This is a genomic window from Paenibacillus sp. 598K, from assembly GCF_003851045.1.
Classification (GTDB): Bacteria; Bacillota; Bacilli; order Paenibacillales; family Paenibacillaceae; genus Paenibacillus_D.
In genome coordinates this window covers 1-248 of sequence record NZ_BFBX01000076.1, presented here as the reverse complement: position 1 = coordinate 248, position 248 = coordinate 1, and the positions used below count along the sequence as shown (strand labels likewise).

The following is a 248-nucleotide window of genomic DNA, read 5'->3' as shown; positions in this document are numbered from 1 at the left end:
CAGCGCCGCTCCTCGTACATCGGCCGCCCCGTCAAGGGCTTCAGCATATCCTTGATGCGCGGACTGGCCGCTTTGTCGCTGACGAGGATGCCGTCCGGACTCGCCGCGACGATGACGTCGGACAAGCCGTTGACGACGATCGGGATGTCCAGCTCATTGATCAGATGGACGTTGCGGCAATCCTCGCTCAGGATGCCCTTGCCGACCAGCGGCTGCTGCATCTCCTCGGTCAGCGTGTTCCAGGTGCC

The 248-nt window shown here is 63.7% G+C and carries 1 pseudogene; it reads right to left on the bottom strand.

Annotation, left to right across the window (positions count from 1 at the left end):
* Positions 1-248: pseudogene (locus PA598K_RS21560) on the bottom strand (sugar phosphate nucleotidyltransferase); the annotation flags it as partial.